The 26,137-nt window shown below is 67.6% G+C and carries 27 protein-coding genes and 1 pseudogene; 21 read left to right on the forward strand and 7 right to left on the reverse strand.

Annotated elements, in window-relative coordinates:
* Positions 1–7: 7 nt before the first annotated feature.
* The 4 genes from ftsY to VXD91_RS14670 all read left to right on the forward strand — a co-directional run bounded on the left by ftsY (position 8) and on the right by VXD91_RS14670 (position 6,169).
* Positions 8–1,360, forward strand: a complete 1,353-nt coding sequence (gene ftsY / locus VXD91_RS14655) for a signal recognition particle-docking protein FtsY (protein ID WP_346415755.1) — start codon at positions 8–10, stop codon at positions 1,358–1,360.
* 574 nt (positions 1,361–1,934) lie between these two features.
* Positions 1,935–3,254, forward strand: a complete 1,320-nt coding sequence (locus tag VXD91_RS14660) for an ammonium transporter (protein WP_138248808.1) — start codon at positions 1,935–1,937, stop codon at positions 3,252–3,254.
* Between the two features lie 60 nt (positions 3,255–3,314).
* Positions 3,315–3,653, forward strand: coding sequence for a P-II family nitrogen regulator (locus VXD91_RS14665; protein WP_020103781.1), 339 nt, complete (start codon positions 3,315–3,317; stop codon positions 3,651–3,653).
* Positions 3,654–3,676: 23 nt separating this feature from the next.
* The gene (locus VXD91_RS14670) at positions 3,677–6,169 is read left to right on the forward strand and encodes a [protein-PII] uridylyltransferase (RefSeq protein ID WP_293020805.1); all 2,493 of its coding nucleotides are present in this window, start codon (positions 3,677–3,679) and stop codon (positions 6,167–6,169) included.
* Here the strand turns inward: VXD91_RS14670 and VXD91_RS14675 are convergent.
* The gene (locus VXD91_RS14675) at positions 6,150–7,595 is read right to left on the reverse strand and encodes an FAD-dependent monooxygenase (RefSeq protein ID WP_346415756.1); all 1,446 of its coding nucleotides are present in this window, start codon (positions 7,593–7,595) and stop codon (positions 6,150–6,152) included. The genes VXD91_RS14670 and VXD91_RS14675 overlap by 20 nt on opposite strands.
* Positions 7,596–7,729: 134 nt before the next feature.
* Here VXD91_RS14675 and ffh point away from each other — a divergent pair, with 134 nt between their 5' ends.
* Both ffh and VXD91_RS14685 read left to right on the forward strand, forming a co-directional pair.
* On the forward strand, positions 7,730–9,307 hold the full coding sequence (gene ffh, locus VXD91_RS14680) for a signal recognition particle protein (protein ID WP_138248812.1): 1,578 nt from the start codon (positions 7,730–7,732) through the stop codon (positions 9,305–9,307).
* Positions 9,308–9,311: 4 nt separating this feature from the next.
* Entirely contained in the window at positions 9,312–10,406 is a 1,095-nt protein-coding gene (locus VXD91_RS14685; RefSeq protein ID WP_346415757.1) for an amidohydrolase family protein, read from the forward strand.
* A gap of 1 nt (position 10,407) precedes the next feature.
* On the opposite strand, the gene VXD91_RS14690 is transcribed toward VXD91_RS14685, so the two are convergent.
* The 3 genes from VXD91_RS14690 to VXD91_RS14700 form a co-directional block, all read right to left on the reverse strand.
* Positions 10,408–11,232 carry a serine hydrolase gene (locus VXD91_RS14690; protein ID WP_226522123.1) on the reverse strand — a complete coding sequence of 275 codons (825 nt, stop codon included), beginning with the start codon at positions 11,230–11,232 and terminating at the stop codon, positions 10,408–10,410.
* A gap of 82 nt (positions 11,233–11,314) precedes the next feature.
* On the reverse strand, positions 11,315–12,190 hold the full coding sequence (locus tag VXD91_RS14695; protein WP_226521592.1) for a D-alanyl-D-alanine carboxypeptidase family protein: 876 nt from the start codon (positions 12,188–12,190) through the stop codon (positions 11,315–11,317).
* Complete coding sequence (locus VXD91_RS14700; protein WP_346415759.1) at positions 12,117–13,145, reverse strand: DMT family transporter; 1,029 nt, start codon at positions 13,143–13,145, stop codon at positions 12,117–12,119. The genes VXD91_RS14695 and VXD91_RS14700 overlap by 74 nt, the downstream gene beginning before the upstream one ends.
* A 79-nt stretch (positions 13,146–13,224) precedes the next feature.
* On the opposite strand from VXD91_RS14700, the gene VXD91_RS14705 reads away from it, so the two are divergent.
* The 6 genes from VXD91_RS14705 to trmD all read left to right on the forward strand — a co-directional run bounded on the left by VXD91_RS14705 (position 13,225) and on the right by trmD (position 16,718).
* Positions 13,225–14,055 carry a LysR family transcriptional regulator gene (locus tag VXD91_RS14705; protein ID WP_346415761.1) on the forward strand — a complete coding sequence of 277 codons (831 nt, stop codon included), beginning with the start codon at positions 13,225–13,227 and terminating at the stop codon, positions 14,053–14,055.
* A gap of 67 nt (positions 14,056–14,122) precedes the next feature.
* Positions 14,123–14,584: a nuclear transport factor 2 family protein gene (locus tag VXD91_RS14710; protein ID WP_226522124.1), complete on the forward strand. Its 462-nt coding sequence runs from the start codon at positions 14,123–14,125 to the stop codon at positions 14,582–14,584.
* 199 nt (positions 14,585–14,783) lie between these two features.
* Positions 14,784–15,254 carry a 30S ribosomal protein S16 gene (rpsP, locus tag VXD91_RS14715; RefSeq protein WP_029105754.1) on the forward strand — a complete coding sequence of 157 codons (471 nt, stop codon included), beginning with the start codon at positions 14,784–14,786 and terminating at the stop codon, positions 15,252–15,254.
* On the forward strand, positions 15,251–15,493 hold the full coding sequence (locus tag VXD91_RS14720) for an RNA-binding protein (protein WP_003881089.1): 243 nt from the start codon (positions 15,251–15,253) through the stop codon (positions 15,491–15,493). The genes rpsP and VXD91_RS14720 overlap by 4 nt, the downstream gene beginning before the upstream one ends.
* Before the next feature lie 2 nt (positions 15,494–15,495).
* Positions 15,496–16,023, forward strand: coding sequence for a ribosome maturation factor RimM (gene rimM / locus VXD91_RS14725; protein ID WP_226521595.1), 528 nt, complete (start codon positions 15,496–15,498; stop codon positions 16,021–16,023).
* Positions 16,024–16,028: 5 nt separating this feature from the next.
* Positions 16,029–16,718 carry a tRNA (guanosine(37)-N1)-methyltransferase TrmD gene (gene trmD / locus VXD91_RS14730; protein WP_226521596.1) on the forward strand — a complete coding sequence of 230 codons (690 nt, stop codon included), beginning with the start codon at positions 16,029–16,031 and terminating at the stop codon, positions 16,716–16,718.
* Here trmD and VXD91_RS14735 read toward each other — a convergent pair.
* Positions 16,715–17,635 (reverse strand): serine hydrolase, encoded by a 921-nt coding sequence (locus VXD91_RS14735; RefSeq protein WP_346415763.1) that lies wholly within the window; start codon positions 17,633–17,635, stop codon positions 16,715–16,717. The two genes, trmD and VXD91_RS14735, sit on opposite strands and share 4 nt — an antisense overlap.
* A 316-nt stretch (positions 17,636–17,951) precedes the next feature.
* On the opposite strand from VXD91_RS14735, the gene rplS reads away from it, so the two are divergent.
* The 5 genes and pseudogenes from rplS (at position 17,952) to VXD91_RS14760 (ending at position 21,008) form a co-directional block, all read left to right on the forward strand.
* Positions 17,952–18,293 carry a 50S ribosomal protein L19 gene (gene rplS, locus VXD91_RS14740; RefSeq protein WP_020103768.1) on the forward strand — a complete coding sequence of 114 codons (342 nt, stop codon included), beginning with the start codon at positions 17,952–17,954 and terminating at the stop codon, positions 18,291–18,293.
* Between the two features lie 43 nt (positions 18,294–18,336).
* Positions 18,337–19,188, forward strand: a complete 852-nt coding sequence (gene lepB, locus VXD91_RS14745; RefSeq protein WP_064860427.1) for a signal peptidase I — start codon at positions 18,337–18,339, stop codon at positions 19,186–19,188.
* 15 nt (positions 19,189–19,203) lie between these two features.
* Positions 19,204–19,848: pseudogene (locus VXD91_RS14750) on the forward strand (ribonuclease HII); the annotation flags it as partial.
* Positions 19,849–19,979: 131 nt separating this feature from the next.
* A complete protein-coding gene (locus tag VXD91_RS14755; protein WP_003893809.1) occupies positions 19,980–20,285 on the forward strand; it encodes a DUF2469 domain-containing protein in 306 nt (101 codons plus the stop codon).
* 3 nt (positions 20,286–20,288) lie between these two features.
* The gene (locus VXD91_RS14760; RefSeq protein ID WP_244872588.1) at positions 20,289–21,008 is read left to right on the forward strand and encodes a TRIC cation channel family protein; all 720 of its coding nucleotides are present in this window, start codon (positions 20,289–20,291) and stop codon (positions 21,006–21,008) included.
* Here the strand turns inward: VXD91_RS14760 and VXD91_RS14765 are convergent.
* Positions 20,999–22,213 carry a cytochrome P450 gene (locus VXD91_RS14765; RefSeq protein WP_212811887.1) on the reverse strand — a complete coding sequence of 405 codons (1,215 nt, stop codon included), beginning with the start codon at positions 22,211–22,213 and terminating at the stop codon, positions 20,999–21,001. The two genes, VXD91_RS14760 and VXD91_RS14765, sit on opposite strands and share 10 nt — an antisense overlap.
* A gap of 142 nt (positions 22,214–22,355) precedes the next feature.
* Here VXD91_RS14765 and VXD91_RS14770 point away from each other — a divergent pair, with 142 nt between their 5' ends.
* Positions 22,356–22,889, forward strand: a complete 534-nt coding sequence (locus VXD91_RS14770) for a TetR/AcrR family transcriptional regulator (protein ID WP_212811886.1) — start codon at positions 22,356–22,358, stop codon at positions 22,887–22,889.
* A gap of 60 nt (positions 22,890–22,949) precedes the next feature.
* Positions 22,950–23,618, forward strand: a complete 669-nt coding sequence (locus VXD91_RS14775; protein WP_020103763.1) for a PadR family transcriptional regulator — start codon at positions 22,950–22,952, stop codon at positions 23,616–23,618.
* Here the strand turns inward: VXD91_RS14775 and VXD91_RS14780 are convergent.
* Entirely contained in the window at positions 23,615–25,126 is a 1,512-nt protein-coding gene (locus tag VXD91_RS14780; RefSeq protein WP_212811885.1) for a PTS transporter subunit EIIC, read from the reverse strand. The two genes, VXD91_RS14775 and VXD91_RS14780, sit on opposite strands and share 4 nt — an antisense overlap.
* Before the next feature lie 137 nt (positions 25,127–25,263).
* Here VXD91_RS14780 and VXD91_RS14785 point away from each other — a divergent pair, with 137 nt between their 5' ends.
* Positions 25,264–25,746, forward strand: a complete 483-nt coding sequence (locus tag VXD91_RS14785) for a glucose PTS transporter subunit IIA (protein ID WP_212811884.1) — start codon at positions 25,264–25,266, stop codon at positions 25,744–25,746.
* Positions 25,747–25,749: 3 nt separating this feature from the next.
* Positions 25,750–26,136: a DUF2237 domain-containing protein gene (locus tag VXD91_RS14790; protein WP_029118411.1), complete on the forward strand. Its 387-nt coding sequence runs from the start codon at positions 25,750–25,752 to the stop codon at positions 26,134–26,136.
* The last annotated feature ends 1 nt before the right edge of the window (position 26,137 follow it).

Here is a 26,137-nt window from a genome sequence, read left to right on the forward strand (position 1 = left end):
TGTTCGCGTGTCGGAAGGTCTCTGGATCGCGATAGCGATCGTCGCTGTTCTCGTTGTCACCGCTCTGGTGGTCGGATTCGTCCGCTACCGGCGCAGCAGGATTTCGCTGTCCGCGCCGGAGGAGACTCCGAAGCTGGACCGTTCCGGCGGCTACACGGCGTCCTCAGGCATCACGTTCAGTAGTTCGGACACCGCAGAGAAACTGCCGACCGTCGGGGACGACGCCGAGATTCCGCGTGACTCGCGCAAGCGCACCATCGCCGATGTTCAGCTGCCCGAGCCGGAGCTGGCAGAGCCTGAGGTCGTCGCAGAGCCGGAAGTGGTCGCCGAGCAGCCGGAAGTGGTTGCCGAGCCGGAGCCGACCGCTGCGCCCGAACCAGAGGCCGAGCCCGAGCCCGAACCGGAGCCTGAGCCCGAGGCCGCCCCGCGCGACGAGATCGCGCCGACCGCGGGCCGCCTGGAGCGCCTGCGCGGCCGCCTGGCCAAGTCGCAGACCACGCTGGGCCGCAGCATGCTGGGCCTACTGGGTGGTGGCGACCTCGACGAGGACTCGTGGGAGTCCATCGAGGACACCCTGCTGATCGCCGACCTGGGGCCGGTCGCCACCGAATCGATCGTCACCGCGCTGCGCAGCCGGATGGCCGAGGCCAATGTGCGCACCGAGGCCGATGTCCGCGCCGTGGTGCGTGAGGTGCTGATCAAGGAATTGCGGACCGACCTGGACCGGTCCATCAAGGCGCTGCCGCACGCCGACAAGCCGTCGGTGCTGCTGGTCGTCGGCGTCAACGGAGCCGGCAAGACGACCACTGTCGGCAAGCTGGCCCGCGTGCTGGTTGCCGATGGCCGTCGCGTCGTGCTCGGCGCGGCAGACACCTTCCGTGCCGCCGCGGCCGACCAGCTGCAGAGTTGGGGCGCCCGTGTGGGCGCTGACATCGTGCGCGGCCCCGAGGGTGCGGACCCGGCCTCCGTGGCGTTCGACGCCGTCGACAAGGGCATCGCAGCGGGCGCTGACGTCGTCGTGGTGGACACGGCGGGCCGGCTGCACACCAAGACCGGTCTGATGGACGAGCTCGGCAAGGTCAAGCGCGTCGTCGAGAAGCGCGCCAAGGTCGACGAGGTGCTGCTGGTGCTCGACGCCACCATCGGCCAGAACAGCCTGCCGCAGGCCCGGGTCTTCGCCGAGGTCGTGGACATCACCGGCGTGGTGCTGACCAAGCTCGACGGCACTGCGAAGGGCGGCATCGTGTTCCGGGTGCAGCAGGAGCTCGGCGTGCCGGTCAAGCTCGTCGGCCTCGGCGAGGGGCCGGACGATCTGGCGCCGTTCGAGCCCGCCGCCTTCGTCGACGCCCTCCTGGGGTGAATCGCAGCATTTGACCGTGCGTCTACGCTGCTCGCTACTCGATGTTTTCCTGCCGCGGCGCACGGTCAACACACGGTGGTCATTGACTGTGCGCTGCGGTTGCGTTTGTGCGAGCACCGAACGGCCAGGAAGCACAATCAAATTCGGCCGTCGTTGAGCCTGCACTCACGGTCAGCGTTATCCGGTTATCTCGCCCTCGCCACTGAACCAATCGATGCGGCGACCACGCGGGGAATCTGTCCGTCACCTCGGCCCGGCTGCTACACCGAGTGTGGGGCTCGGTGACGTGACACGCCGCGGATCGTCGCGATAACCGCCACACTCGGCGTAGGACCCCGCACCGTGCAGCAGCAGGGACCGCCTCACTCAGACGCCCGTGTTTTCGCACAGAAGCGACTGCTCACGGAGCAGATGACCAGGCCGAACAAACTCTTTAACCGCGCCGAAACGTAACTGGTCGATCCGTTCACATACGCGAAACGCCCGCGCGCCGTCGGCGAAACAACCGATGCGCAAAGTTCTGGCCTAGGTCATCGGCATCTGCCTGTGACATGGGTTAAGGAGGAAGCGGCCAGTGGATGGATTCCCTATCTTGGGCACGCCGGACACCGGTGATACCGCATGGATGCTGGTGAGTTCAGCGCTCGTGCTGTTGATGACACCGGGTCTGGCGTTCTTCTACGGCGGCATGGTGCGCCGTAAGGGCGTGCTCAACATGATCATGATGAGCATCAGCGCCATGGGTGTCGTCACGGTGTTGTGGGTGCTGTACGGCTACTCGATGGCGTTCGGCAACGACAAGTGGAGCTTCGTCGGGGATCCCACGCAGTACTGGGGACTGAAGGGCCTGATCGGCGGCAACTCGCTCGTTGCGCACCTGCCCGCGGGAACCACTGCGGCGGTACAGATTCCGCTCGCCGGGACCATTCCGCAGCTGGTGTTCGTGGCGTTCCAGTTGATGTTCGCCATCATCACCGTCGCCCTGATCTCGGGTGCGGTCGCCGACCGCCTCAAGTTCGGCGGCTGGCTGCTGTTCGCCGGCCTGTGGGCCACTTTCGTCTACTTCCCGGTCGCGCACTGGGTGTTCGCCTTCGACGGCATCACGGCCACGCACGGTGGCTGGATCGCCAACCAGCTCAAGGCAATCGACTTCGCCGGTGGTACCGCGGTGCACATCAACTCCGGTACCGCGGGCCTGGTGCTGGCCATCATCCTGGGCAAGCGCTCGGGCTGGCCCACCACTCCGATGCGGCCGCACAACCTGCCGTTCGTCATGCTGGGCGCCGGTCTGCTGTGGTTCGGTTGGTACGGCTTCAACGCCGGCTCGGCACTGACCTCTGACGGCGTCGCCGCGTCGACGTTCATCACCACCACCGTGGCTACCGCCGCAGCGATGCTGTTCTGGCTGCTGACGGAAAAGATTCGTGACGGTCACGCCACCTCCCTCGGCGCGGCGTCGGGCATCGTGGCCGGCCTGGTGGCCATCACTCCGTCCTGCTCGTCGGTCAATGTCATCGGTGCGCTGGCGATCGGCGCGGGCGCCGGCGTGGTCTGTGCGCTTGCGGTCGGCCTGAAGTTCAAGCTGGGCTTCGACGACGCGCTCGACGTGGTGGGCGTGCACCTGGTCGGTGGTCTGTTCGGCACCCTGATGGTCGGCCTGGTGGCCACCAAGGAGGCGCCGGCTGCTGTCGCGGGTCTGTTCTACGGCGGTGGGTTCGACCAGCTGTGGCGTCAGGCCGTCGGCGCGTTCGCGGTGCTTGGCTACTCGGCGATCGTTACCGCTATCTTGGCCTTGATCGTCAAGTACACCATCGGCCTGCGCCTCGACCGCGAGGACGAGGCCAACGGTATCGACGAGGCCGAACACGCGGAAACCGCTTATGAATTCGCGTGATCGGGAAGGATTTACGGTGACATCCACGAGTACCGCGGTTATTTGGAAGGAATTGATCAAATGAAGTTGATCACGGCGATCGTCAAGCCGTTCACGCTCGAAGACGTCAAAACCGGTCTGGAGCAGATGGGCATCCTCGGGATGACCGTCAGCGAGGTGCAGGGCTACGGGCGCCAGAAGGGCCACACCGAGGTTTACCGCGGTGCCGAGTACTCGGTGGACTTCGTGCCTAAGGTCCGGGTCGAGGTCATCGTCGACGACGCGTCGGTCGACAAGGTCGTGGATGTCATCGTGCAGGCCGCGCGGACCGGCAAGATCGGTGACGGCAAGGTGTGGGTCACCTCTGTCGAGACCGTGGTCCGCGTCCGTACGGGTGAGCGGGGCAGCGACGCCATCTGACGTCGGCTGACCACCAGATGACAATGCAGACACCAGATTCCGCTGCCGGAGCCGACGATACTTCGGTTTCGCCTGCTTCGGCAGCGGGATCAACCCGTCCGGCGAGCGACCTGAGCGCTGCTGTCGAGCAGTTGCTCACCGGCGGCGCGCGCCGCCTCGATTCGGTGGCGTTGCGCGAGGCGCTGGTCGATCTGTACGAATTCTGGCTTGCCGCAAAGGCAACCGAGATCGGCATCACCGAGACCAGTGGGTTCTCCATCGTGGCCACCGGCGGTCTCGGACGGCGAGAGATGCTGCCGTACTCGGACCTGGATTTGATGCTGTTGCACGACGACCTGCCGCAGGCCGAGGTCACCGAGGTCGCCGAGGCGCTGTGGTACCCGTTGTGGGACGCCAACATTCACCTCGACCACAGTGTCCGGACGGTGCCGCAGGCGCTCAAGACAGCAGCCGGCGACGTCTCTGCCGGGCTGGCCATGCTCGACGCCCGGCACATCGCGGGCGATTCTGATCTGTCGTCGCTCTTGGTCGGCGGCGCCAGGCGGCAATGGCGGACCGGGATCACGTCCCGTTTCACGGAATTGATCGAACACGCCGCGGCGCGGTGGGAACGTTCCGGTCAGATCGCGCACCGCGCGGAGCCGGATCTCAAGAACGGTCGCGGCGGCCTGCGGGATGTGCAGCTGCTCAACGCACTGGCCATGGCGCAGTTGGCCGACGTCTACCCGAGTCGTTCCGTGGCTTCACCCATCGGCACCCTGGGCGACGCCCACCTGGCACTGCTCAACGTTCGCACCGAGCTCCATCGTGTCTCGCACAAGGGCCGCGAGATGGTACTGGCCCAGTACGCCGACGAGGTCGGCTCCGCACTGGGTATCGGGGACCGCTTCGATCTGGCGCGCATGATCAGCGATGCCGCCCGCACCATCAGCTTCTACGTGGACGCCGGCGTGCGTACCGCGGGGAATGCCCTGCCGCGCAGAGGCTTTGCGGCGCTCAAACGACCCGTCCGGCGACCACTGGACGAGGGCGTACTCGAGTTCGGTGGCGAGGTCATCCTGGCCCGCGACGCCAAGCCGCAGCGCGACCCCGGCCTGATCCTGCGAGTGGCCGCCGCAGCGGCCACCAACGGCCTGCCCATCGCGGCCTCGACATTGGCGCGGCTTGCCGAGTCGGCGCCCGAACTGCGGGCACCGTGGCCGAAGGAAGCGCTCAACGACCTGTTGGTGATGCTGGCGGCGGGGCCGGGCGCGGTGTCCACCGTGGAGGCCCTCGACCGGACCGGGCTGTGGGGCCGGCTGTTCCCGGAGTGGGGCGCGATCCGTGACCTGCCGCCGCGCGACGTCGTGCACATCTGGACCGTCGACCGGCATCTGATCGAAACCGTCTCCCGGGCAAGCGCTTTCACCACCCGCGTGGACCGGCCCGACCTGCTGGTGCTGGGTGCGCTGCTGCATGACATCGGCAAGGGCAGGGGCGGCGACCACAGTGTGATCGGCGCCGAACTGGCCAATCAGATCGGCATCCGGCTGGGCCTGTGGCCGGCCGATATCGAAGTGCTGGTCAAGATGGTGCGCTACCACCTGTTGCTGCCGGAGACGGCGACCCGTCGAGACCTGCAGGACCCCAACACCATCGCCGCGGTGGTCGACGCACTGGGCGGCGACGGGCAGCTGCTGGAGCTGCTGCACGCGCTGGCCGAGGCGGATTCGCTCGCCACCGGTCCCGGTGTGTGGGGTGACTGGAAGGCCTCGCTGATCGGCGATCTGGTCCGGCGCTGCCGGATGATGATGGCGGGGGAGGACCTGCCGCATCCCGATCCCATTGATCCGCAACTGCTTTCGCGTGCCGACCAGAGCGGTGTCCATGTGGAGCTCACGGCGGCGGACAGTGCGCACCTGTTCAACGTCACGATGCTCGCCCCGGACCGCCGCGGCCTGCTGTCGAAGGCCGCCGGGGTGCTGGCCCTGCACTCGCTGCGCGTGCATTCGGCGTCGGTCAACAGCCACGAAGGGCTGGCGATCAACACGTTCGTGGTGTCGCCGCACTTCGGCTCGCCGCCGGCCGCCGAACTGCTGCGCCAGCAGTTCATCCTGGCGCTCGACGGCGATCTCGACGTGATCGCCGCGCTCGAGCAGCGGGACGAGGAAACTCCGGCCCCGACCCGGCGGGCCGGCGAGATTCCCGCAGCGGTGCCCGGCTATCACGCGATCGCGCCACCCCGGGTCCGGTGGTTCGACGGCTCTTCGGACGATGAGTTGGTCGTCCAGATCCGCAGCGCCGACCGGCCTGGCCTGCTCGCCCGCCTGGCCGCTGTGGTCGAGCGCAAGGGCGTCGACGTCGCCTGGGCGAAGGTGACGACGTTGGGCGCCACCGTCGTCGACGCATTCGGACTGGTGGTTCCGGAGGCCTTCACCGCCGCCGAGGCCCGAGCCGCGTTCGAGCAGGATCTGTACGCGGTGCTGCCTGCGCCCGTGCCGGCCAAGCCCGCCGTGATTACTGCTGAGGTGAGTTAGCGAGTTCGGCGCTGCCGCACCAATTCCGGACGGCGGCACCGACCTCGGCCGCCTCGCCGGCCCACGCGACATAGCCGTCGGGCCGGACCAGCACGGCGGGCGGCAATTGGTCGTCGTCCGTGACTGCGCAGTTGATGTCCGTGCGGCCGAGTGCCGGGTCGCTCTTGGTCAGCAGTAGGAAGCGGCCGTCACGCAACAGTTCGTAGACCCGGGTGCCCGCGCACGCCACGTCGGGCATTCGCTGCCCGACCAATCGGTGGTCGGCGCGCTTGCGTGGATAACTGATGGCGATTCCGCTGAGGCGGCCACCCATGGCGCGCCGGGTCGGCCCGGTGCTCAACAGCGCGGTGATCGCGATGCGCCGCAGCACTCGCCGCGGCAGGCTGCGGCCCAGCACCAGCTGATTGAACGCGTCGGTGAGTTTGAGCACCTTCGCGCCGACGGCATGGCGTTCGCGCTGATAACTGTCCAAGAGCCAGCCCGGCGCGGTGCCCTTGACGGCCGACGCCAGCTTCCAGCCCAAGTTCATCGCATCCTGGATTCCGGTGTTCATGCCTTGCGCGCCGAGGGGCGAGTGCACGTGGGCCGCGTCGCCGGCGATGAAGCAGCGCCCGACGCGATAGCGGTCGGCCTGTCGCCGCTCGGACAGGAACCGGGTGCTCCAGCGCATCTCGCCGACGCCGAAGTCGGTCTTCGCGATCCGGAGCAGGGACTGCCTGATCTCTGAAAGTGGCACCGGCTCGCTGAGTGGTACGTCCTCCCGGGTCCGGTCCCACGCGATGGCGCGGAACCAGCCGTCGCCGAACGGGACCAGCAGCACGACGCCTTCGGGACTGGTCGCGGCGGCGAGCCCGTCAGCCGGTGGGTTCGCCAGCTGCACATCGGCCAGCAGGATGTGGGTCTGGTACTGCTTGCCGGCGAACCCGATGCCCAGCATCGTGCGTACCGCGCTGTGCGCACCGTCGCAGCCGACGAGGTAACCGGTGCGCACCGTGCTCTGGTCCGCGAGCCGCACGGTGACGCCGTCGCGGTCCTGCGTCAGGCCGACGATCTCTGCGCCGTAGCGGATTTCGACACCGAGCTCGATGGCGCGTGCGGTCAGCACCCGTTCGGTCAGGCTTTGCGGTGCCATCAGCACCATGGGGTAGCGGGTGGGCAGTTCCTGCAGGTTGATCGTCGCCCCCGGGACGGGGCTCACGGTCTGGACCGGGAGCCCGCGCTGTACGAGTTCGTCGGCCAGACCGCGGGCGTCCAGCAGTTCCAGCGTCCGCGCGTGCACGCCGAAAGCCCGGGTGATGTTCGGGATGTCGCGGCGTCGTTCGAGCAACTGGACCGCGACGCCGCGCATGGCCAGTTCGCACGCCAGCGTCAGGCCCGTCGGACCGGCGCCGACCACGACGACGTCCGTGCTGTTCAAGGTGGTCATCTCAGGCTCCTCAATTAATTCATCAGGCAATGAATTCATCGCATGATGAAATACTGCGCGCCCGGGTGTCGCCGTGTCAAGGGGACGGTGGTGCCGAAGTACCGGCGGCAGGCGCTGCGGTTAGGCTTAACCCCGTGTTTGAATCCCTGTCCGACCGGTTGACCGGTGCGCTGTCGGGTCTGCGCGGCAAGGGCCGGCTGACCGACGCCGATATCGACGCCACCGCCCGCGAAATCCGCCTGGCCCTGCTCGAGGCCGACGTGTCGCTGCCGGTCACGCGCGAGTTCATCGGCCGGATCAAGGACCGTGCCAAGGGCGCCGAGGTCTCCGGTGCGCTCAACCCGGCGCAGCAGGTCGTCAAGATCGTCAATGAGGAGCTCATCGGCATCCTCGGTGGTGAGACGCGCCAGCTGGCGTTCGCCAAGACGCCGCCGACGGTCATCATGCTGGCGGGTCTGCAGGGTTCGGGTAAGACCACCCTCGCCGGCAAGCTGTCGAAATGGCTCAAGGAGCAAGGACATACGCCGCTGCTGGTGGCCTGTGACCTGCAGCGCCCGGGCGCGGTCAACCAGCTGCAGATCGTCGGTGAGCGGGCGGGCGTCAACGTCTTCGCGCCGCATCCGGGAGTCTCGCCCGACGGCGTGACCATCGACCAGATGACCACCGGTGACCCGGTGTCGGTCGCCGCCGCGGGTCTGGCCGAGGCCAAGGCCAAACACTTCGACGTCGTGATCGTCGACACCGCCGGCCGCCTCGGTATCGACGAAGAACTGATGGCCCAGGCCGCCGCGATCCGCGACGCCGTCAAGCCCGACGAGACGCTGTTCGTCCTCGATGCGATGATCGGTCAGGACGCCGTGACCACCGCCAACGCCTTCCGCGAGGGCGTCGGCTTCACCGGTGTCGTGCTGACCAAGCTGGACGGCGACGCCCGCGGTGGTGCGGCGCTGTCCGTCCGCGAGGTCACCGGCGCGCCGATCCTGTTCGCTTCCGCCGGTGAGAAGCTCGAGGACTTCGACGTCTTCCATCCGGACCGTATGGCGTCGCGAATCCTGGGCATGGGCGACGTCCTCACCCTGATCGAGCAGGCCGAGCAGGTCTTCGACCAGAAGAAGGCCGAAGAGGCCGCCGCCAAGATCGGCTCCGGCGAACTGACGCTCGAGGACTTCCTCGAGCAGATGCTGATGATCCGCAAGATGGGTCCCATCGGGAACCTCCTGGGCATGCTGCCCGGTGCCGGTCAGATGAAGGATGCCCTGGCCGCCGTCGACGACAGCCACCTGGACCGCATCCAGGCCATCATCCGCGGCATGACCCCCGCCGAGCGGTCCGATCCGAAGATCATCAACGCCTCGCGGCGGCTGCGCATCGCGAACGGCTCCGGCGTCACCGTGGCCGAGGTCAACCAGCTGGTCGACCGCTTCTTCGAGGCCCGCAAGATGATGTCGCAGATGGCCGGCCAGATGGGAATGCCGTTCGGCCGCAAGAACTCTCGTAAGGCAGCCAAGGGTAAGAACAAGCAGGCGGGCAAGGGCCGCAAGGGCGGACGGGGCCCGACGGCGCCGAAGGCGGCCGCCAACCCGTTCGGTCTCGACCCGAGCGCGCTGCCGGGCGGTTTCCCGGACCTGTCGAACATGCCGCAGGGGCTCAACGAGTTGCCGCCGGGCCTTGCCGACTTCGATCTGTCACAGCTGAAGTTCCCGAAGAAGTAAGCCGATGGCTACGGCCTCTCCCGTCGCTTCGCTCGCCTCGATGCACATCCGCGGTCGGGGCTTGCCCGACGGCGACGAGGTGCAGTGGTGGATACACGACGGAGTGCTGTCGGCCGAGCCGATCGCGAACGCCGACACCATCTTCGACGGTGGCTGGATCATCCCCGGCCTGGTCGACGCGCACTGTCACGTGGGCATCGGGCCGGGTGGCGCCGTCGAACCCGACGAGGCCGAGCGGCAGGCCGAAACCGAGCGGCAGGCCGGTGCGCTGCTCCTGCGCGACGCCGGATCGCCGGTCGACACCCGCAGCTTCGACGACCGTGACGACCTGCCGCGGATCATCCGGGCGGGTCGGCACCTGGCGCGGCCCAAGCGCTACCTGCCCGGGCTGCCCATCGACGTCGAGGACGAGTCGCAGCTGCCGCAGTACGTCGCCGAACAAGCCCGTCGCGGTGACGGCTGGGTCAAGCTGGTCGGCGACTGGATCGACCGGGGCGTTGGTGACCTGACGCCACTGTGGTCCGACGAAGTTCTGAAGCAGGCCATCGGCGCCGCACATGCAAACGGTGCCCGGGTCACGGCGCACGTGTTCGGCGAGGACGCGCTGCCGGGGCTGATCAACGCCGGCATCGACTGCATCGAGCACGGCACCGGGATCACCGACGACATCATCGAGCTGATGCTGGCCCACGGCACGGCGCTGGTGCCGACGCTGATCAACATCGAGAATTTCCCGGGGATCGCGGAGAAGGCGGCCAAGTTCCCGGCCTACGCCAAGCACATGCGCGACCTCTATGCGACGTGCCCGCAGCGGGTCGGTGCCGCCCACGAGGCCGGGGTTCCCATCTACGCGGGCACCGACGCCGGCGGCATGATCGCCCACGGCCGCATCGCCGACGAGGTCGCCGCCCTCGGCCGGGTGGGGCTGAGCCCGACGGACGCGCTGGGGGCGGCCAGCTGGGACGCACGAAAGTGGTTGGGGCGTCCGGCGCTTGAGCACGGCGCGTCGGCCGACCTGGTCTGCTACGCCGACGACCCACGGCTACCGGGTGTGCTCGACCACCCTGCGCTGGTGATCCTGCGCGGCAGGGTCTACTGACTCAGGCGTACTGGCTGAAACCCCAGTCCAGCAGCTGCCGGGCCTGCGGATAGAGATCGCCGGTGCCGTACATCTGCACCACGACCAGCCGGTGGTTGCCGCGTTGCGCCGCACCCACATAGGTCTTGCGGGCCCGGTCCGTATAGCCGGTCTTGCCGGCGAAATCGCCCGGGTAACCGGTCAGCAACTCGTTCTGACTGGTGAGGGTCTTGCCGGGAAACTGCGCGGACGTCTGCCGGAAGATCTCGGCGATCACCGGGTAGGTCAGCGCCGTCCGGTAGATCACCCCGAGATCGCGCGGGGTGGTGATCGATTCCCAGCCGGGGCCGTCGAGCCCGGACGGTGAGCCGGCGCGGGTGCTGCGGGCGCCGAGCGCGGCGGCCTTGCGGTTCATGGCGGCCACCGTGACGCGCTGGCCGCCGAGCATGTCTGCCAGCATGTTCGCGGCGTCGTTACCCGACACCATGAGCAGCCCGTCGAGGAGCTGGCGCACGGAATAGACCTGGCCGGGTTTGAGCCCGACACACGAGCACTCGACCTTGGTGTGCGACTCGTTGGCCCGGCCCAGGGCATCCGGCCGGAGGTTGTCCAGTACGACCATGGCCAGCAACGGCTTGATGGTGCTGGCCGGCGCGTACGAGCCGCCCGGGTCCTGCGACGCCAGTACCTGGCCCGTATCGAGGTCGGCGACGAGCCAGGCTTTGGCGGGGCCGTTCGCCAGCGCTTGTGCCCCCGTCGGTTGCCCGGTCGGTTCGGCCGTCGCGAGGGGTGTTGCGATCGGCGTCACCAGTAGTGCGCCGAGGGTCAGCGCGGTGGCCGTGAACAGTTTGCGCACGAGCGCCGACGCTACGGATTCCAGGCTGCGATCAGCTCGCGCCGAGATTCCGGTCGGGTATCGGTTGCTTCGTTTAGAGCGAGCCGACGCTGACCGAGCGGTCCTGCGCGAAGCCCCAATCCAGCAACTGGGAGGCCTGGTCCCAGTAGGTCGGTCCGCCCTCGTGCACCATGCCGTACATCATCGCGATGACCAGGCGGCGTCCGCCGCGGTCGGCTGCGGCGACGTACGTCTTCTTGGCGGCGTTGGTGAACCCGGTCTTGCCGCCGATGGCGCCGGGGTACCGCTGCAGCAGCTGGTTCTCGTTGACGATCTGCTCGTTGCCGTTCTTGCCGGGGAACGTCGCCGCGGGCTGCGCGGTGATCTGGGCGAAGTACGGGTTGGCCATCGCGGCGCGGAAGATGATGGCCAGGTCGCGCGGCGTGGTCCAGCCCGAGCCGCCCGCGCCGTCGAGGCCCGACGGGGTGGCGGCGTGGGTGTCGACGGCGCCGATCGCGGCGGCCTTGGCGTTCATCTTGGCGACGGCGACGTCGTAGCCGCCGATCATGTCGGCCAGGGCATTGGCCGCGTCATTGCCCGAGGCGAGCAGCACCGCGTCCAGCAGCTGGCGCGCGGTGTAGACGTGGCCGGGGACGATGCCGGCGCAGTTGCACTCCACCTGGGTGTCGGCGACGGTGCCGGCCACGGTCGCATCGAGGCTCGGCAGTTCACCGAGCGCGGTCAGCGCCAGCAGCGTCTTGATGGTGCTGGCGGGCGGATGCCGCACGTCGATGTCCTGTCCGGCGAGAATCTGGCCCGAGTCCATGTCGGCGACGATCCAGGCCGGGGCCGGCCCCGCCGGGATCTGTACGGTGCCGACCGGCTGGATGTCGGGGTCAGCGGCTGCCAGCGGCGTGACCGGGAACATGAGCGTCAGGGCCGCCGTGACGGCGGTTGCGAACCTTCTCATGGAGCGAGGAGCCTACTGGCTCAACCTGTGGGGCGCTGACTCGCCGCGGCTCCTTGGACGCCCGCCCGGTGCCGGGCGGGCGTGGCGCTTGCGGCGCGGTACGCGCCTGGAGGATGCACGCGGCGGCGCCGAGAACCAGGCCACATATCGCCAACACCGGCAATCGATCACCCAGCGTGAGCCATGCCATGACGCTGGCGGCGGCGGGAATGACGGCGAACAAGATGGATGCGGCGCGCGCCCCGGCCTGTTTGATGCAGATGGAATACAGCGTTGCTGCCCCGACCGACGAGAACACCACCATGATTGCCAGCAGCGTGATCGCGCGCGGCCAGTCCGAGCACGTCATCGGCGCGGTCGCCGCGGCGATGCCGGCCAGCGGGGTGGAGGCAGTCAGCCCTATCGCTGTGACGGCCATCGGATCCGCACCGGCGCAATGTCTGCCCTGGTACACGCCGCCGGCGGAGAGGCCCACCATCGCGACGACCACGGCGATGATCGGGAATCCTGCGTTGTGGTCGTGCACGATCCGCGGTGCGCAGGCCAGCCCGACAGCGGCGGTCGCCAGGACGAGCGCCACCATGCCTCGCCGCGACTCTCGATGACCCAGCAGCGCAGCCATCAATGCGGCGGTCAAAACCGGGTTCAGCGCGATTATCAATGACGCAAGGCCTGATGACACGCCGTGAGCCAAACCCCAGTACAAGCTCAGGAATTGGACCCCTTGGGTGAGCAGTCCCGCGATGACGGCATGGCCGATCTGAGCTCGGGTCGGCAGCGGTCGGCGCCAGATGGCCAGGATTGACCACAGGACGACCGCCGACGCGGCAAACCTCAACAAGATCACCAGGAACGGCGACATCACCGACACCGTCGCGGCCCCGATGGGGTAGCCCGCGGCGTACAACAGCACGGTAGGTGCAGCGAGCTTCGTCGAAAGACGCTTGTGGTCCATGAGTTTGAGCTTGGCGACGTCCGGTGGTCACCTCCAGTCTGTTCACGTTTTGTGAACAATGACGTGGCAGACTGCAGACATGACGACGCTCGATATCGCGGCACTGCGGTCTTTTGTCGCCGTGGTCGCGTTCTCTGGGGTACGTCGGGCCGCTGAGGCGTTGTACTTGTCGCCCGCGGCGGTCAGCGGGCACCTGCGCCGGCTCGAACGGGAACTGGGCTGCCGACTCGTCGAGGGCCAAGGTCGCGGTATCGGGCTGACCAGCGACGGCGAGGAGCTGGCACTTCGTGCGCGGCTGATTCTCCAGGAACACGACGAAGCGGTTCAGACGTTGCGAGGTCCGCAACCGGACGAATTGCTCGTCGCCGCAACCGAGCACGCCGCCGAATATCTCGTCCCCACCGTCACGAATGCGCTGTCAAAAGTGTTTCCCGACAAGCACATCCGGTTGCGCCTCACGCGCAGCGCCCAAGTTCGTCGACTTGCCGATGACTCGCGCGCAGATGTTGCCTTGATGCTCAATCAGGCCAGCCGGGCAAGTAAATCGGTGGCGTCGCTGCCGCTGCAGTGGGTCGGTCTGGACGATGCGCCTCGGGATCAGGTCGTGTTGTTCGAAAGGCCCTGCGCAGTGCGCGATCTGGCGATCGCAGCCCTCGGGAAGCGTCGGCACCGGGTGGTGAAGGAGTGTTCGAATCTGGCGTCGGTGCTGACCACCGTCCGAAACGGTGCCGGTGTCACGGCGCTCCCGCGCACCGGGCCGATCCCGCACGGACTGCACCGTATCGAGGACCTTCCCACCATTCCCAACGTCCAGCTGTATCTCGCGCTGAGTCGTCGAGTCAACGAGCGCGCTCGGGCGACTCTGGTCGGATCGCTCCGCACCGCGCTCGCCGATCCCGCAGCGCCATAGCGGTCTGGCCGACGGCACGTCCGGGGATCGCGACGAGGTCTGGCGTGCCGTGGTGTTCAATCGGACCATGCTGAGCCTCGAAGAGATCTCGGACCGTCTGGAAATTCAACAGCTGCTGGTCGCGTACTCGACGGCCATCGATACCCGGCAATTCGAGGATCTGGCGCAGGTCTTCACGCCCGACGCCTACATCGACTACCGCGCGATGGGCGGCATCGACGGACATTTCCCCGAGGTCAAGGAATGGCTGGCGCAGGTGCTGCCGAATTTCCCGGCCTACGCCCACATGCTCGGCAACTTCGACGTCACCATCACCGGGGACACCGCGAAATCGCGCACCATCTGCTTCAACCCCATGGTGTTGCCCACCGGGGCTAGCGAAGCGACGGGGCAAGGCTCGGCGGTGGCCGACGCGCAGCCCCAGGTGCTGTTCTGCGGTCTCTGGTACGAGGACGAGTTCGTCCGTACCGCCGAGGGCTGGCGCATGACCCGACGCGTCGAGACCAAGTGCTTCGACCGGGTGGTCTGAGTCGCCTCCAGCGATGTGTGGTTCAGCGCCTCCTCGGGATTTGGGCCGGTCGCGGCTGCTCTGGCAGAATGGTCGGCTGTCTGTCCGCGACTCGTTCAATGCGCCGCGCGGCGGTCACACACGTGAGGCAAGACCGGACCGGGCAATCCGCCTGAGTCGCTGAATTGCAGCGTGGCAATCATCAGGAGAAGTGCAGAACATGGCTGTCAAGATCAAGCTCACCCGGCTTGGCAAGATCCGCAACCCCCAGTACCGCATCATCGTCGCCGACGCGCGCACCCGCCGCGACGGCCGCGCCATCGAGGTCATCGGCCGGTACCACCCGAAGGAAGAGCCGAGCCTGATCGAGATCGATTCGGAGCGCGCGCAGTACTGGCTGGGCGTCGGCGCACAGCCGACCGAGCCGGTCGCCGCCCTGCTGAAGATCACCGGTGACTGGCAGAAGTTCAAGGGCCTGCCGGGCGCCGAGGGCACCCTGAAGGTCAAGGAGCCCAAGCCGTCCAAGCTGGATCTGTTCAACGCCGCGCTGGCCAACGCCGACGCCGCCCCCGGTGGCGAGGCCGTCACGCTGAAGAAGCGCAAGGACAAGAAGGAAGAGGCGGCTGAGGCGGCCGCCGAGACCGAGGCTGCCGAGGCCACTGAGGCCGAGGCCGAAGCGCCCGCCGAATGAGCAGCGTCGTCGTCGACGCCGTAGAGCATCTGGTCCGCGGGATCGTCGACAACCCGGATGATGTCCGGGTCGACATGGTGACCAGCCGCCGCGGTCGTACCGTCGAGGTGCACGTGCACCCCGATGACCTGGGCAAGGTCATCGGACGCGGCGGCCGCACGGCCACCGCGCTGCGGACACTGGTCGCCGGTATCGGCGGCCGGGGCATCCGCGTCGACGTGGTGGACACCGACCAGTAGATATGGACCTCGTGGTCGGCCGCGTCGTCAAGGCGCACGGCATCAGCGGCGAGGTTGTCGTCGAAGTACGTACCGATGATCCCGGCGAGCGTTTCTCGCCGGGATCATCGCTGCGTGGTAAGCCGGGAGCCCGAAATCCCGGTCCCGAACGCACCTTCGTCGTCGAATCGATGCGCGAGCACGGCGGCCGGTTGTTGGTCCGCCTCGACGGCGTGACCGATCGCAATGCGGCAGATGCGTTGCGCGGCACGCTGTTTCTGGTGGACTCCGCCAGTCTGCCGCCCATCGACGAGCCCGACGAGTTCTACGATCACCAACTCGAGGGCCTCAAGGTCCGCACGGTCGACGGCGTCGACGTGGGTGTGGTGACCGAGGTGTTGCACACCCCGGGCGGTGAATTGCTGTCCATCCGAACGGAATCCGGTGCCGAGGTGCTGGTGCCGTTCGTCACCCAGATGGTGCCGACGGTGTCGCTGGCCGATGGTCTGGTGGAGATCGATCCACCCGACGGCCTGCTCGAGATGGACTGACGGCCATGCGGATTGACGTCGTCACCATCTTCCCGGCGTATCTCGACGCCCTACAGCAGTCGCTGCCGGGCAAGGCCATCGCCAACGGCACCGTCCAACTCGGTGTGCACGATCTGCGGAACTGGACGCATGACGTCCACAAGTCGGTCGACGATTCGCCGTACGGCGGCGGCCCCGGCATGGTGATGAAAGCGCCGATCTGGGGCGCAGCCCTCGACGAAATCTGCACTCCGGAAACGGTTTTGGTGGTTCCGACGCCGGCCGGCCGGTTGTTCACGCAGGAACACGCGCACCGGTGGACCGAAGAGCGGCACCTGGTGTTTGCCTGCGGCCGCTACGAGGGCATCGACCAGCGGGTCGCCGACGATGCCGCCCGGCGGATGCGGGTCGAAGAGGTGTCGATCGGTGACTATGTGCTGCCCGGTGGCGAGTCGGCGGCACTCGTGATGATCGAGGCCGTGGTGCGGCTGCTGCCCGACGTCCTGGGCAATCCGGTTTCCCACCAAGATGATTCGCATTCGGCGCACGTCGGGGGAGTGCTGGAGGGGCCGAGCTACACCCGGCCGCCGGTGTGGCGCGACCTCGAGGTGCCCCCGGTGCTGCTGTCGGGCGACCACGCCAAGGTGGCCGCCTGGCGTCGCGAACAGGGTCTGGAGCGGACCCGCGAGCGCCGGCCGGACCTGTTGCAGGACTAGCTGATTCGCCCACCCGGGAACATGGTCTTCACCGCGTTGGTAATCGTGGCCCGGGCGGTGGCGTCATCGGTGGGCTGCAGCGAGCCGATCGCCATCACATAGCGCCGGTCGGCGCCGATCACGCCGGTGGACATGTGCATCCAGTTGTTGCCGCCCCACTCGGGCATCCAGCCCTGCTTCACCGCAACCGGTTCGCCGTAGAGGCCGTCCGGGATGCCGAAGCGCTGCGGGTAGCCGTCGGCGCCGGTGGGGGTCGACGCGGCCAGGTCGGCCAGGATGATGCTGGCCCGCTCCGGCGGCAGCCCGCCGGAGCCGTTCAACAGCTGGTCGTAGTAGCGCACCAGGTCGGTCGTGGTGCTCATGGTGTTCCACCATTTGCCGTCGTACGGCACCGACGTCGAGGTCAGCCCGTAGCGTGCCGCGACACGGGTGACGACGCTGTTGCCGCCACTGCGATTCCAGAAGATCTCGGCGGCGGAGTCGTCCGACGAGCGCAGCATGGTGTCCAGCGACTGCCGGTCGGCCGCGGTGAGCTCGATCTGGCCCTTCGCCTCCTGCAGCAGCAGGTCGTCGGCGATGAACAACTTGGCTACCGATGCGATGGGCAGGGTGGACGTGTTGCCGGTGGAGATCAGCCGGCCGGTGTTGCGGTCGAGAACCGCGGTGCTGATCGACGCGCCGGCTGCCGCGGCATCACTGGTGGCGGTCCGTTCGCGGGCATCGAGGCCCGTCAGGGCCGCGGCGGGCTCGGCGGCCGGAGCCTCCGGCATCTCCAGGGCAGTGACGACCGGTACGACGGTCAGCGCGATCTTGTTCGGCGGCGGCGCCCCGTAGACCTTGGCCTCGCAACCAGCCGTGAGCATCACCGTTGCCGCAGCGGCGGTGATGGTCAGCAGCTTCAATTGCTGCGGGCGCATGGGTCTCCTCGGATCACGATGGATGAAAATCTGATTGATCAGCGTAACGGGTAAATGTGTGTTGGGTGTGACGTCTGTGACGGCGCCGCCTGTGATGTCGGCTGCACCGGGCCCGGTGGGGTCACGATTTCGTCACCCGGCGGCCGTCTGGCACAATTGAGCAGTTGTCTGCGCTGGGCGCGGGGTCGGCGTCTGCTTTGGATGTGTCCCCGCCCGCTACGGCATCCGACCAACGTCCGTAAAGAGAATGGCTTTTCCGTCGCGCCGCATGGCGTCCGGCGGCTGCAGCCCGCGAGTTAGCAAGGAAGTGTCACCGATGAAAACGCTGGACTTCGTCGACCAGGCGTCGCTGCGCGACGACATCCCGGCCTTCAACCCCGGCGACACCCTCAATGTGCACGTCAAGGTCATCGAGGGCAACAAGCACCGCATCCAGGTGTTCAAGGGCGTCGTGATCCGTCGTCAGGGTGGCGGTATCGGTGAGACCTTCACCGTCCGCAAGGAGAGCTACGGCGTCGGCGTCGAGCGGACCTTCCCGGTGCACTCGCCGAACATCGACCACATCGACGTCGTCACCCGCGGTGACGTCCGTCGCGCCAAGCTGTACTACCTGCGCGAGCTCCGTGGCAAGAAGGCCAAGATCAAGGAAAAGCGCTGAGCTTGTTCGGCGACTTTTCCGCCGAACTGATTAGCCTGGTGCCGTGACCGGCCCAAGCGAAGACAGCACAACTCCGGACAGTCCGACGACGGACGACGCCGACCCGACAGCGACCGCCGACTCGGCCGCCAAGGCCGAAGAGGCCGACGAGAAGCCGAAGTCGAAGCTGGCCGCGCTGCGCGAAGGCGTCGTCCTCGTCGTCACCGCTGTGTTGCTGTACTACCTCGTGCTGACATTCGTCGCGCGGCCGTACCTGATTCCGTCGGAGTCCATGGAGCCCACGCTGCACGGCTGCAGCGGCTGCGTCGGCGACCGGATCATGGTCGACAAGCTGACCTACCGGTTCAGCTCGCCGGAGCCGGGCGACGTGGTGGTCTTCAAGGGCCCGCCGAACTGGAACATCAGCTACAAGTCGATCCGGTCGGACAACCCGACCATGCGCTGGATTCAGAACGCGCTCTCGGTCGTCGGCTTCGTGCCGCCCGATGAGAACGATCTGGTGAAGCGCGTCATCGCGGTGGGTGGCCAGACGGTGCAGTGCCGCAACTCGACGGGGCTGACGGTCGACGGCAAGAAGCTCAAGGAGCCGTACCTGGACCCGGCGACGATGATGGTCGACCCGGCGACGGACCCGTGCCTGGGCAACGAGTTCGGTCCCGTGAAGGTGCCGGACGGTCGGCTCTGGGTGATGGGGGACAACCGCACCCACTCGGCCGACTCGCGCGCGCACTGCACGAACACGCCGACGGACGCCATCAACGCGCTGATGTGTACCGGTGATCCGACCGCGGGCACGGTGCCCGTTGCCAATGTGATCGGAAAAGCCCGCTTCATCGCCTGGCCGCCGTCGCGCTGGGGCGGTGTGGTCACGGTCAATCCGCAGACCGGACAATAGGTTTTAGGATTTCCGTTGCCGGTTTGGCCGCCCCGCACAGTGATCCGCAAGTCCGCGGGCCTGCGCACCCTGGAGTCCGCGCTGTACCGCGGCGGCCTCGGGCCGGTGGCCGGGGTTGACGAGGTCGGCCGTGGGGCCTGTGCCGGCCCGCTCGTCGTGGCGGCCTGTGTGCTGGGCCCCAATCGGCTGGAAAGCCTGGCGGCGCTCGATGATTCGAAGAAGTTGAACGAAGCCGAACGGGAACGGCTGTTCCCGTTGATCCGGCGTTACGCGCTGGCGTACCACGTGGTGTTCATCCCGTCGGTCGAGGTGGACCGGCGCGGGGTGCACATCGCGAACATCGAAGGCATGCGGCGCGCGGTCGCGGGCCTGTCGCTGCGGCCGGGTTATGTGCTCTCCGACGGGTTCCGGGTGCCGGGTCTGCCGGTGCCGTCGCTGCCGGTGGTCAGCGGGGACGCCGCGGCCGCCTGCATCGCCGCGGCGAGCGTGCTGGCCAAGGTCAGCCGTGACCGACTGATGGTCGAGATGGATGGCGTCCATCCGGGCTACGGGTTCGCGATCCACAAGGGGTACAGCACCGCTGCCCACACCGCGGCGCTGGCCGAACTGGGACCCTGCCCCGAACACAGATTCTCGTTCGCCAATGTGCGCAAGCTCGCTGCCAACCCGGCGATAGGGCAGCGCTGCCGATCCGGGTAGGGGAAAATGGGAACCGGCCGCCGATCCGAACAAGACATGGCCCTGCAACACCGAGTAAACCGAAGGACCGCTGAACTGATGAGTCTGTGCCGATGAGTGCCGAGGATCTCGAGAAGTATGAAACCGAGATGGAGCTCTCGCTGTACCGCGAGTACAAGGACATCGTCGGGCAGTTCAGTTACGTCGTCGAGACGGAGCGGCGGTTCTATCTGGCCAACAGCGTCGAGCTGATCCCGCGCAACGCCGACGGAGAGGTCTACTTCGAGCTGCGTCTGGCCGACGCCTGGGTCTGGGACATGTACCGGCCGGCGCGGTTCGTCAAGCAGGTCCGGGTCATCACCTTCAAAGATGTCAACATCGAAGAGGTCGAGAAGCCCGAGCTGCGCCTGCCCGAATAGCCCGTGCCGACCCTCGGCGAGCTGTTCGCCGTCATCGACCTGGCCGGTGTCCTGACCAACGCGATCCTGGGCGGCATCGTCGCCCGCGACGAGCGCATGGATCCGATCGGTTTCCTGACGCTGGCACTGCTGTCCGGGCTGGGCGGCGGCATCATCCGCGACACTCTGCTGCAGCACGGACCGCCGGTGGCGCTCACGGACTTTCGCTACGCGCTGTGCGCGGTGATCGGCGCGGCGATCGCGTTCCTGATGCCGATCGGCGGTCGCGGCTGGCAGGCGGTGTTTCCCTACGTGGACGCGCTGGCCCTCGGTTGTTGGGCGACCGCCGGTGCGCAGAAGACGTTGGCGCTGGGGCTCGGCTGGGTGCCGGCCCTGCTGCTGGGCACCATCACGGCGGTCGGCGGCGGCGCATTGCGGGATCTCACGACGCACCGGGTACCGCAGATTTTCGGTGGCAACACGCTGTACGCGACGAGCGCGCTCGCGGCCAGCGCGGTGGTGGCCGCGTTCTGGAACCTCGGGCTGGCGCAGACCGGCGTCCTGGTGGGCACCGCGGTCGGGGCCGGACTGTGCCTGATCTCGCGTCGCCGTGGCTGGCAGCTGTGGGGTGGACTGTCGTGGGAGTACAGCTTCAGCCGCAAGCCGGGGCAGCGGCTGCCGCATGTGTCGGTGCGGATGGTGCGGGACGACGCCGGCGGCGCCACCGGCGACGGTCAGCGGTAGCGCAGCTCCAGTCGTAGGTGCCGGCGGACCATGAGGCTCGGCACCCATTCGGCGCCGGCGAGTTCGAACCAGTTGGTGGCCTCGAGCAGCGTGGTGATCCCGATGCGCGCCTCGGTGCGGGCCAGCGCCGCGCCGACGCAGAAATGCAGGCCCTTCCCGAACGCCAGGTGATTGCGCAGGTTCGGCCGGCCCAGTTGCAGCCGGTCGGGGTCGTCGAAGGCCGCCGGGTCGCGGTTTGCCGACCCCCAGAGCAGGAGCAGGTGACCGTCTTTGGGCAGCGGAACACCCGCCAGCGTGGTGTCCCGCCGGATGTGCCGGTGATGGTTGCGAAACGGCGACTCCAGTCGCAGCGTCTCCTCCAGGAGCGCGGGGACCAGTTGCGGGTCACGGCGCACCTGTTCCTGGACGTCGGGGTGGGTGGCGAGGAGCCGCGCGGCGTTGCCCATCAGCCCGGCGGTGGACTCGCCGCCGGCGCCGACCAATTGCAGCAGCATCAGCACCGCCACCTCGGCCGTGACGGTGTTCTGGGCCACCGCACGGGTGAGGTCACCCAGCAGGTTGTCGCCCGGATTCTCCTGTGCTTCAGCGAATTTGGCGTACAGGTAGCCGGCGAGTTGTGCCGATGTCTCGACCGCGGTGCCGATGTGCTCGAGGTCGAAGACGCCGCTGAGCAGTTCGGTGCTGCCGTAGCCCCACTGCACCAGCTGCGGCACATCGCCGTCGGGCAGGCCGATGAGCCTGGCGACCAACGTCATCGGCAGGCGGTCGCCGATGGCGGACATCCACTCGATGCGGCCGTCCGCCGCCGCGTCGTGCCACAGCTGCCGGGCGATGTCGGCGATCGCCGGCTCGAGGGCCCGAATCCTCTTGGCCACCAACGCCGGTAGCACCAGTTTGCGTTCGTGCGCATGACGCGGGTCGTCACCGGTGGCGAGGACATGTCCGGCGGTGTCGACGGCTCCCATGTCGAAGGTTCCGGGCCGAACCGTCCCGGTCTGCGCTCCGGCATTCACCAGGGTGGCGGTCAGGTTGGAGGAGAAGTCCTCCGGGCGGCCGACGGCTTCCTGTACGGCATCCCAGTTGGTGGCCAGATAGAAGTCGGTGCCGGGCACGCGGTGTACCGGACCGGCCAGGCGGAGCTGCGCATAACAGTCATACGGATCGTCCAGCGTGGACGGGCTGAGCAGATCTGAAACTAGTTGCACGCCTTGAGTTTTGGGCTCGCGTAACGGCATGTCAAGGCCGGAATTCGGCTGTCTCACGCACGGTCTGCGAGCTGCGGTGATGCAGACGGATTGAGAAATTTCGTCTCGCTATGAGACAAATCAATAGATTAGTATCAGGCGGATGGATTGGCTGATCGGCGCCGACCGCCGCGACGCGGGCATCGAACGCATCTATGCCGCCGCGGCCGCGAGCGCCGCGGCCCGAGGCCTGGACCGGTTGAACATCGACGAGGTCGCCGCCAGCGTGGGCTGTTCGCGCGCCACGGTGTACCGGCACGTCGGCGGCAAACAGGCGCTGCGCGACGGGGTGCTGGCGCGTGCGGTCATGCGGGTCGGGCAGGAGATCGCACAGGCGGTGGCCGGGCAGACCGGGCCCGAGCGGATCGCGGCGGCCGTGCTGACGTCCCTGCGGGTGGTCCGGGCGGACCCGCTGGCCTCGGGTGTGGTGCGTGCCGGAGCCCTCGTCGACTTCGACTCGCCCCGGCTCTCACAGGCGGCGGCCGAGCTGACGGGCATCACGGATCCGCTGCTCGCGGACTGGATCGTGCGGGTCGTGCTGTCGTTGCTGTGCTGGCCATTGGCCGACGAAAAGGCCGAAGAGCTGGTGGTACGCCGGTATGTGGCCGCCGTAGCCCCGCCGGCGGGTGGTAAATGACTGTCCCGACAGGCGGTCATGACTGGGGCCTTTGCGGCAATAGATTGTTAGGCTAAACAGATGGCAAGCAAGCCGCAGAGCAAACCGTCGCTGGCGGCGACGAGTTGGACGCTGCTGGGCATGTTGTCGTACGAAGAGGAACTCAGCGGCTACGACATCAAGAAGTGGATCGACTGGAGCGTCGGTTTCTACTACTGGAGCCCGTCGTACAGCCAGATCTACACCGAGCTGAAAAAGCTTGAGGGACTTGGCTATCTCGAGTCCCGCGTCGAGCAGGACGAAGGCCTGCGCACGCGCCGTCTGTACAAGATCACCGAGTCCGGCATGGCTGCCGTGACCGACTGGACCAACAACGCTCCCGTCGACCCGCCGGTGCTCAAACACAGTGTGCTGCTGCGGGTTACGTTCGGCCACCTGAGCAACCCGACCCGGCTGCGGGAGCTGCTCGAGCAGCACGTCGCCTACTGCGAGGCCATGGAGCGGCAGGCCGCCGAGGACTCCGACGGCGCCAAGGCCCAGCCGGTGTGGGCGTATTCGGTGATCGCGCTGCGCTGGGCGGCCAAGTACTACGCCGCCGAGCGGGAACTGGCGCTCGAACTGATGAAGGACATCGACGACGCCGACGCGGTGCTACAGACCGCGGCGAAAGGCGTTGCGGGCATGCCGCGTTCGATGCCGGGCCTGTGGCGTGAGGTCGAGCGCGAGGTTCAGGGCCGCCACGACGTCTAGAGGATCGCGGCGATGTCGTTCTTGAGGGCTTCGGAGTCGGTGCCGAAAACCGCTTGGACACTGTTGCCGACCTCGATGACGCCCGCGGCGCCGAGACTCTTCAGCCGGTCCTGATCGACCTTGCTCGTGTCGGCGACCTCGATGCGCAGCCGCGTGATGCACGCGTCGACGGCGACGAGGTTGCCCCGCCCACCGAAGGCCGCGATCACCTGCTCCGGCCTCGAGTCCGCGCCTTCGCCGAGATTCGCCTGCTCCTCGGCTTCGAATTCGGTATCCGGCTCCCGGCCCGGGGTCCGCAGATTCCACTTCGTGATGGCGAACCGGAACAGCACGTAGTAGACGACGAAGAAGACGACACCCATGCCGATGAGCAGCGGGATGTTCTTCGCGGCCGGGGCGGTGCCGTAGAGGAGGAGGTCGGCCAGTCCCGCGGAGAAGGAGAAGCCGAGGTGGATGTCGAGTAGGTACGCGATCGCCAACGACAGCCCGGTCAGCACGGCGTGGATGACGTACAGCGGGAACGCCACGAACATGAACGAGAATTCGAGCGGCTCGGTGACCCCGGTCAGCAGCGCCGTCAGCGCCGCGGCCGACAGGATGCCGACGGCGACCTTCCGCTGTTTCTTGTCGGCAACGTGGATCATCGCCAGGGCGGCGGCCGGCAATCCGAACATGAGCACCGGGTAGAACCCCGATGTGAGGATGCCCGCGGTCGGGTCGCCCGAGGCGAAGCGTGTGAGTTCACCCGTGACGACGTGGCCGTCGGGAGTCTGGTAGTCACCGTAGAGGAACCACACGTAGGAATTCGGGATGTGGTGCAGGCCCAGGGGGATCAGCATGCGGTTGGCGAATCCGTAGACGAAGGCGCCGAAGGCCCCAGAACCGCCGATGAACCTGCCCAGGCCGGTCAGGCCCGCGTCGAACAGCGGATAGCAGTAGCTCATCGCGAACGCGAGGAACAGGCAGGCGATCGACACCACGATGGGGACGAACCGCCTGCCCCCGAAAAACCCGAGGTACGCGGGTAATTGGATGGTGTGGTAGCGGTCGAAGAGCCACGCGGTGAGCAGGCCGACCACGATTCCCGCGAACACGCTGTAGTTGATCTGGGCCTGGGCGCCTGCCTTGTCGACCTCGCCGGCCAGCACGACGGGCGACATGGTCTTGAACACCGACTGCACCACGAGGTAGCCGACGACGGCGGCCAGCGCTGTCGAGCCGTCGGCCTTCCTGGCGAACCCGATGGCCACGCCGACGGCGAACAGCAGTGGGAGGTTGGTGAACAGTGCGTCGCCGGCAGCGCTCATCGCGTGGACGAACGGCCCGATGACGGGGGCCTTGATCTTGCCCAGCAGGTCGTCCTGGCCCAGCCGGAGCAGGATTCCCGCCGCGGGCAGCACGGCGATCGGCAGCATGAGACTCTTGCCGAGCCGTTGCAGTTGAGCGAAGCCGGGGATGCGCAGGTCCGACTTTTCCTGTGCACCTGAGATTTTCGCTGTGCCGTTCATGTGCGAGACCCTTCTCTGCCGCAGAAACGCCACTCGGCGCGAGAGCTTTGCGGCAGCTTAGACGAGAACATGCGTCCGTGAGAGCTCGTTCGGCGGCGCTCGTATTGTGGGAGCGCACGAACAGAGGAGATGCGCCAGTGAGTCAGACGTCAGTTCTCGCCCCGGTCGCCGGGCGCGCGGTTCGGCTCGAGGACGTCCCGGACCCCGTGTTCTCGGCGGGCATGGTCGGCTACGGCGCCGCGATCGACCCGCCGCGCGGCGTGATCGAGGCCGTCGCCCCCGTCACCGGCAGACTCCTGAAACTCATGCCGCACGCCTACGTCGTCCTGACCGCGGACAACGTGGGCGTTCTCGTGCACCTCGGCCTGGACACCGTCAGGCTCAACGGTGACGGTTTCACGGCTCATGTCAGTCAGGGTGACGACGTCACCGCGGGGCAGGTCGTCATCGGCTACGACGTGCCCGCGGTCGAGGCCAGGGGGCTCAATCCCATTGTCGCCGTGGTGGTGATGGACGAACGTGTGCCGGAGAACGTTACCTTGTCGGCCGCGGTCACTTCCGGTGCGGACATCGAGTGCGGGGCAAGCCTTTTCACCGCGAGCAAGGTAAGGAAGGATTGACCGGTGGCAGATCGCAATGTGCTCGGTGCTCCGCTGGAACCGTGTGGCACCGAACCGCTGACGGGCTTCTACCGTGACGGCTGCTGCTCGACCGGGCCCGAGGACGCCGGCCGGCACACCATCTGCGCCGTCGTGACCGGCGAGTTCCTGGCGCACCAGCGTTCGATAGGCAACGACCTGTCCACGCCGATGCCGGAGTACCGCTTCCCGGGCCTGTCGCCCGGCGACCGCTGGTGCGTGACCGCGGTGAACTGGCTGCGCGCGCACAACGACGGCTACGCGGCACCGGTGGTGCTCGCCTCCACACACGAGCGGACGCTCGAGGTCGTGCCGCTCGAGGTGCTCCAGGCGTACGCCGTCGACGTGCCCGACGACCTCGGCGGGCTCTGAG

The sequence above is a fragment of the Mycobacterium sp. SM3041 genome (genome assembly GCF_039668335.1).
Lineage (GTDB): Bacteria > Actinomycetota > Actinomycetes > Mycobacteriales > Mycobacteriaceae > Mycobacterium.